This is a genomic window from Protofrankia sp. Cr1 (assembly GCF_963555865.1).
In the GTDB taxonomy this organism is placed as follows: Bacteria; Actinomycetota; Actinomycetes; order Frankiales; family Frankiaceae; genus Protofrankia.
In genome coordinates this window covers 5,096-11,428 of record NZ_CAUVXO010000144.1, presented here as the reverse complement: position 1 = coordinate 11,428, position 6,333 = coordinate 5,096, and the positions used below count along the sequence as shown (strand labels likewise).

The 6,333-nt window shown below is 69.8% G+C and carries 6 protein-coding genes; all 6 read right to left on the bottom strand.

Annotation, left to right across the window (positions count from 1 at the left end):
• Nucleotides 1-57: 57 nt before the first annotated feature.
• The 6 genes from U9980_RS13455 to U9980_RS13430 all read right to left on the bottom strand — a co-directional run bounded on the left by U9980_RS13455 (nt 58) and on the right by U9980_RS13430 (nt 6,165).
• A complete protein-coding gene (locus U9980_RS13455; protein WP_322768219.1) occupies nt 58-438 on the bottom strand; it encodes a twitching motility protein PilT in 381 nt (126 codons plus the stop codon).
• Complete coding sequence (locus tag U9980_RS13450) at nt 435-761, bottom strand: hypothetical protein (RefSeq protein WP_322768218.1); 327 nt, start codon at nt 759-761, stop codon at nt 435-437. Before U9980_RS13450 ends, U9980_RS13455 begins: the two co-directional genes overlap by 4 nt.
• A gap of 157 nt (nt 762-918) precedes the next feature.
• On the bottom strand, nt 919-1,929 hold the full coding sequence (gene hemB / locus U9980_RS13445; RefSeq protein WP_322768217.1) for a porphobilinogen synthase: 1,011 nt from the start codon (nt 1,927-1,929) through the stop codon (nt 919-921).
• Nucleotides 1,926-3,764, bottom strand: a complete 1,839-nt coding sequence (locus tag U9980_RS13440) for a uroporphyrinogen-III synthase (RefSeq protein WP_322768216.1) — start codon at nt 3,762-3,764, stop codon at nt 1,926-1,928. Before U9980_RS13440 ends, hemB begins: the two co-directional genes overlap by 4 nt.
• A 2-nt stretch (nt 3,765-3,766) precedes the next feature.
• On the bottom strand, nt 3,767-4,816 hold the full coding sequence (hemC, locus tag U9980_RS13435; RefSeq protein ID WP_322753992.1) for a hydroxymethylbilane synthase: 1,050 nt from the start codon (nt 4,814-4,816) through the stop codon (nt 3,767-3,769).
• A complete protein-coding gene (locus tag U9980_RS13430) occupies nt 4,813-6,165 on the bottom strand; it encodes a glutamyl-tRNA reductase (protein ID WP_322768215.1) in 1,353 nt (450 codons plus the stop codon). The genes hemC and U9980_RS13430 overlap by 4 nt, the downstream gene beginning before the upstream one ends.
• Nucleotides 6,166-6,333 lie beyond the last annotated feature (168 nt).

Below are 6,333 nucleotides of genomic sequence, written 5' to 3'. Positions count from 1 at the left end.
GCGGGTGGCCGCGAGGGTATCTGTTGTCCAGGTGCCCTCGCAGCCACCTCGTCGTACTCAGACGACGTGCAGATTGATCTTTGTGTCATGCGCGTCCGCAAGGGCGGACACGTCCGACGGATCGCTCGTGACAACCGAACGCCCCTTCGTCGCCGCGGAGACGACAACCGCCGCGTCCACGACGTCCGATCGGTCAGCCTTTGCCAGGAGCGTCCCGCAGGCTCGCGCGCTCTCCTCGGAGAATAGTTCGATGTCACATCCCTTGAGCAGGCGAGACAAGTTCGGCTGTGGGCCACCTCGCCAGACCTGCGCCAGCACGGGCGTCGGAACAATCGGCCGAACGTCATGCTCCAACGCCTCGATGTGCATGGCCCACACCTTGTGGTCCGATCGCTCCGCAGCGACGAGCGCACCCGCGTCGTAGATCAGACCCTTCATGAGATCACCCCCAGCTCGCGCAGGACGCGGCGGGCATTCTCGCGTGCCTCGGCGGGGATGGGGCCGTGTTCGGCTTCGTACTCACGGACGGCCGCAAGGCCCTCCTGGATGCCGATGTGGTGATCGATCACCTGCGACATCCAGGCCGACAGGCTGACGCCACTGGCCGCCGCCGCCGCCCGTGCGGCCGTGAGGACACGTTCGTCCAGGGATACGGACACCTTCGCGACAGCCATGCCGTCATCGTAGTCGATCTGTTCGTACCAACGGTACGAACACGCCACCGACAGCTCCCGCGTCGGTCGCTCCAGAACCATGGTCATTGCGGTCCCTCCACCAGAAGATGGCCGATCTTGCTGTGAAGCAGCCTATCGGCCAAAGGAGGGGGATTTGTCCGCAAAGTGCACATGAGGACCACAGAAACGCGTGGCGCGACCGGGCCCGGCGGGAACGAAGCCGCCAGAAAGGTGCCCGGACGGATCAGCGCAGGCGCTGGGCCACCTCGGTCGCCCAGTACGTCAGGATGATGTCCGCGCCGGCCCGGCGGACCGCCGTCAGCGTCTCGGTGATGACGCGCTCGCGGTCGATCCAGCCGTTCGCCGCCGCCGCCTCCACCATCGCGTACTCGCCGGACACCTGGTAGGCGGCAACTGGCACCTCCACGGCGGCGGCAACCGCCGCCACGACGTCCAGATAGGCCAACGCGGGTTTCACCATCACGGCGTCGGCACCCTCGGCGATGTCGAGGGCGACCTCGCGCAGGGCCTCACCGGCCGAGCGGGCCGGGTCCTGCTGGTAGCCGGCGCGGTCACCGAACCGTGGTGTGCACTCGGCCGCGTCGCGGAACGGGCCGTAGAAGGCCGATGCGTACTTCGCCGAGTAGGCCAGGATCGGCACGTCCGCGTGGCCGGCTGCGTCGAGCGCCGCGCGGATCGCGCCCACCTGGCCGTCCATCATCCCGCTCGGCGCCACCACCTGGGCACCGGCGCGGGCCTGGGCCACCGCGATCGAGCCGTACCGAGCCAGGGTGGCGTCGTTGTCGACGTCACCGTCTTGCATCAACAGGCCGCAGTGGCCGTGGTCGGTGTACTCGTCCAGGCACAGGTCCGTCATGATGACCATGTCGCCGCCGACCTCCGCGACAAGATCTGCGAGAGCAAGTTGCACGATGCCGGACGGGTCATCCGCGGCCGAACCACGCCCGTCCTTGCTCGCGGGAACGCCAAAAAGGATCAACCCACCGACGCCGGCCCGGGCCGCCTCGACCGCGGCCTTACGCAACGACTCCCGGGTGTGCTGCATGACGCCCGGCATCGAGGCGATGGGCGCCGGGGTGGCGATGCCCTCCTTGACGAACATCGGAAGCACCAGGTCCGCCGGATGTAACCGCACGTTGGACACCAGCCGCCGCAGGGCTGTACCACGGCGCAGCCGGCGCGGTCTGGCCAGCGGGAACCCGGCGCGACCACCAGCGCCCGGCAGCGCGGTCACCGCCGGGAACCGCGCCGGGGCTTGGGTAGCCTGGCCGCGAGCGGACCGACCTTGCCCAGTTCCTCACGGTGCTCGGCGGCGAAGTCGGCCAGTGCCTGCACCAGCGACGGGATGGTCGCCTCCGTCGCCTGGACGTCGACGCGCAGGCCCAGTTCGACCGCGGTGGCCGCCGTCTGCGGGCCGATGACCGCGATCACCGTGGTCTCGTGCGGCTTACCGGCGATCCCCACCAGGTTGCGCACGGTCGAGGATGACGTGAACACCACGGCGTCCACCCGGCCGCCCTTGAGCGCCTCCCGGATCGGAGCAGGCGGTGGCGCGGCGCGCACAGTGCGGTACGCCGTGACGTCGTCGACGTTCCAGCCACGGTCCTTCAGCCCGGCGACCAGGGTCTCGGTGGCGATGTCCGCCCGGGGGAGCAGCACCCGGTCGAGCGGGTCGAACACGTCGTCGTACTCGGGCCAGTCTGCCAGCAGACCCTCGCTGGACTGCTGGCCGGACGGGACGAGATCCGGCCGGATTCCGAAGGCGCGCAGCGCATCTGCGGTCGCCTCACCGATCGCGGCCACCTTGACGCCGGCGAACGCCCGCGCGTCCAGGCTGCGTTCCTCGACCTTCTCCTGGACGGCCCGGACCGCGTTCACCGAGGTGAAGGCGACCCACTGGTAACGGCCCGACACCAGGCCGGTGATCGCACGTTCCATCGGGGCGGCTGTCCGCGGCGGCTCCACCGCGATCGTCGGTACCTCCAGCGGACTCGCGCCGTGCGAGCGCAGCAGATCCGAGAGGATGGCCGCCTGCTCCTTGGTCCGGGGCACCAGAACCGTCCAACCGAACAGCGCCCGTGACTCCCACCACGACAGCTTGCCGCGGGCCGCGACCGCCGGACCGATCGACATGACCACGCATGGTGCGTTGGCGATGACGGGCGCCGCATCGGCCTCGATCCGGTCCAAGGTGGAGGAGACCGTGCGCTGGTCGGTCGTGGTGCCGTCCACTGTCACGGCGACCGGTGTGTCGCCCGGGCGGCCCTGCTCGACCAGTGCCGCCGCGACCTTACCGACCTCGTTGGAGACCGCGGTCACCACCAGGGTGCCGGGCGCCTGGGCCAGCGACACCCAGTCGACCTCCGAGCCGGGCACACCAGCGGCGCCCAGGCCCGCGCCGATCCCACCGAGACCGAGCGACGCGCCCAGCGGCGATGCCGTAAGGCCTGCGCCCCCAAGACCTGCGCCCCCAAGGCCCGTTCCGCCCAGGCCGGACCCGCCCAGCTCAGACAGACCGCGCCCGCCGAGACGACTGGCCCCGAACGTCGCCGAACCCAGCGGCATGCCCGGCGTGTCCGCCGCCGGAGTGATGGTCGGCTGCACCCCGCTGGCGGAGAACACCCCCGCTGTGCTTGCGAAGGTGACCGGAAGCCCGGGCGCGACCCCCGAGTAGGCGGCAACCGCCGCACCGGTGGGAATACCCGGCACCACCCGGAAAGGAATCTTGGCTTTGGCCAGCGCCTGCGCGTCGGCGATACCGATCCCGGTGAGCCACGGATCCGACGCGTACAGCCGGACGACCCGTTCCCCCGCCCGGGCCCGCGCGACGACCACCGCGGTTGCCGCGTCCGCGTCCATGATTGGTTTCGCCGGTTCGGTATCGCCGATACGCAGCACCTCACCGGCAAGCGTGGCGACAATCTCTGGAGCGACATCGGGATCGACAATCACCGACTCGGCGCTGGCCAGTGTCTCGGTGGCAAGAACGGTCAGCAGGCCGGGATCGCGTGGGCCGGCTCCAACGAGAGCGACCGGGATCAGAGGCTTTTTCGTGCGGCGGGTGGCCATGATCAGAAATTTCCCATCAACGTCTGTGCTCCAGCGGACAACATCGCGTCCGCGAGGCGCTCTCCCAGCGCCTCCGGGTGGTGAGCGGGCCCGGTGACCACGCGCCGGAGAACACCGTTCCCCTCCGGCGACGCAACCACCGCCCGTAGCCGGATGACACCGGCGGCCATTGCTCCCTCGGGCGCCACCGCAACGTCGGCAAGAGCGCCGACCGGTGCGCTACAACCGGCCTCGATGGCAGCCAGATAGGCACGTTCAGCGGCAACAGCCGTGCGCGACAGTGGGTCGTCCAGCACAAACCGTAGCAGCTCGGCGAGAGTGACATTGCCTCGGTACAGGTCAGCCCGATCGAAAACACCGTCGAGCACGTCGGGATCACCCGCGCATTCGATCGCCAGCGCACCCTGCCCAGCAGCCGGCACCATCACATCCGCATCCAACACCTCGGTCACCGCGTCCAACCGGTCCAGCCGGTCCAGCCCGGCATGGGCGAGTACAACCGCGTCGACCGCTCCGTCGATCGCCTTCTTAATTCGCGTGTCGACGTTACCCCGAATCGGGACGACATTCAGCCCGAGGCCCAGCGCACGCAGCTGCGCAGCTCGCCGGGGAGACCCGGTACCGACGGTGCCGCCGGGCCCGAGGTCGCTCAACTTCCGCCCACTCGGCGTGACGACGACATCACGAGGGTCCGCGCGGGGCGGGACAGCCGCGATCACAAGCCCGTCCGGGGTCGCTGTCGGGAGGTCCTTCAGGGAATGGACGGCGAGATCGATTTCACCGGCCACCAGCGCTTCTCGCAGCGCGCTTACAAATACGCCGGTCCCGCCGAGCTGACTGATCGCCTCCTGGGAACGGTCGCCGGCGGTCACAATGTGCACCAGTTCGACCTGACGGCCCAGCCGCTCCCGCAACCAGCTCGCCACCAGGCTGGACTGCGCGAGTGCGAGCGCCGAACCCCGCGTGCCCAGCCGCAGCGCATCCCTGCGCCCGGTGGGTCCCGGGACGGACTCTCCATCCGGTCGACCTGGTCGACGGTTTCCGCTCGTCATGGTGCCTCTCGTAGCTCGGGTGCGGACACGACGGCCGGGGCCTCCCGAGGAAGGTCGAACAGCTCACGCAGCGCCTCGGCATAGGTGTCGCCGCCGGGGGACGCAGCGAGCTGCTGCACCCGCACGGTCGGCGCGTGCAGAAGTTTGTCCGCCACGCGCCGTACCGTCCCCTCCACCATCGCCCAGTCACGGGGGGAAAGGTCGGGCAGACGGGTCTGCAGCCGGTCGAGCTCCTCGCGCACGACAGCCGCGGCCTGCGCCCGAAGTGCCACGACGGTCGGCGCGACCCGATGAGCACGCCGTCGATCAAGATAGGTACCGGTCTCGGACGCCACGAGCGCCCGGACCGCCTCGACGTCGCTGGCCACCTGCTGGCCGTCAAGGGCGCTCCGCAGGGTGTCAAGATCAATAAGGGTGACGCCCGGAAGATCACGGACAGTCACCTCGATGTCCCGGGGAAGAGCGAGGTCCAGCAGGACCAGTGGCCGCCCGCCCCGACGGACCATCGCCTCGGCGATCGCCTGACGCGTCAGGATCAACCCGGCCGCACCCGTCGATGTGATCACCAGATCGGCCCGGTCCAGTTCCGGTGCCACCTGCGTCAGCGCGACCATCTCAGCCATGTAGACCTCGACGATTCGCCGGGCTCGCGCCGGGCTACGGTTCGCGACCACGAGTTCGGCCGCACCGGCCCGCCGCGCCACGGCCGCCGCCAGCGCTCCCACGACCCCCGCACCCACCAGCAGGACCCGACGCCCGGCAAGCGCGTCGATCGCGGGCAGCGACTCGGCCAGCGCGGCCCGCTCTGCGGCGCCCTCCCAGACAGCCGCGGCCATGCCCACCCCGACCGACACGATCGACGCTCCGGCCGAACCGATCGCGGTCTCACTGTGTGCGCGCTTGCCCACCCGCAACGCCGTCTGGAACAGACCGCCGAGAGTGGCTCCGGCGCTGGCCTCGACCTGGGCCGTCCGAAAAGCCGCGCGCACCTGCCCGAGGATCTGGGTCTCCCCCACCAGCATCGAATCCAGGCCACAGACGACGGAGAACAGGTGGCTGACAGCCCGAGCCTCATGGTGGACGTACAGATGCGGCGCAAGATCGGAGAGCTCTGTCCCGGTGATCCGGGTAAGTTGGTCGGAGACATCGGCAACGCCGCCGTGGAAGGTCTCCACTTCGGCGTAGATCTCGGTGCGGTTACAGGTCGACAGCACCACGGCCTCGGCGACGCATGCGGCCTGGCACAGATCGTGGAGCACCTTCGGCACATCGTCATCGGTGACCGCGGCCATCTCCAGGATGGACGTCTGCGCCGTCCGGTGGTTGAGGCCCACGGCCAGCAGGCTCATGATCCGTCACTCCCGGCGGTGCCGACAAGAGGGCTGCCACTGTGGGTATGCCGCGGTGGCGGCTCAGCCGGGGCACGTGTCATGACCGCGATCCGGGAGTCGGCGGGCCCGTCCTGGCGGCCGGCGGGACTGACTGGCGAACCGATCTCGTCCGAACCGATCTCGTCC

Bases quoted from the DNA above. Each gene is read 5' to 3' on its own strand.
- U9980_RS13455 (WP_322768219.1), bottom strand. From the start codon at position 438: ATGAAGGGTCTGATCTACGACGCGGGTGCGCTCGTCGCTGCGGAGCGA.
- U9980_RS13450 (WP_322768218.1), bottom strand. From the start codon at position 761: ATGACCATGGTTCTGGAGCGACCGACGCGGGAGCTGTCGGTGGCGTGT.
- U9980_RS13430 (WP_322768215.1), bottom strand. From the start codon at position 6,165: ATGAGCCTGCTGGCCGTGGGCCTCAACCACCGGACGGCGCAGACGTCC.
- hemC (WP_322753992.1), bottom strand. From the start codon at position 4,816: ATGACGAGCGGAAACCGTCGACCAGGTCGACCGGATGGAGAGTCCGTC.
- U9980_RS13440 (WP_322768216.1), bottom strand. From the start codon at position 3,764: ATGGCCACCCGCCGCACGAAAAAGCCTCTGATCCCGGTCGCTCTCGTT.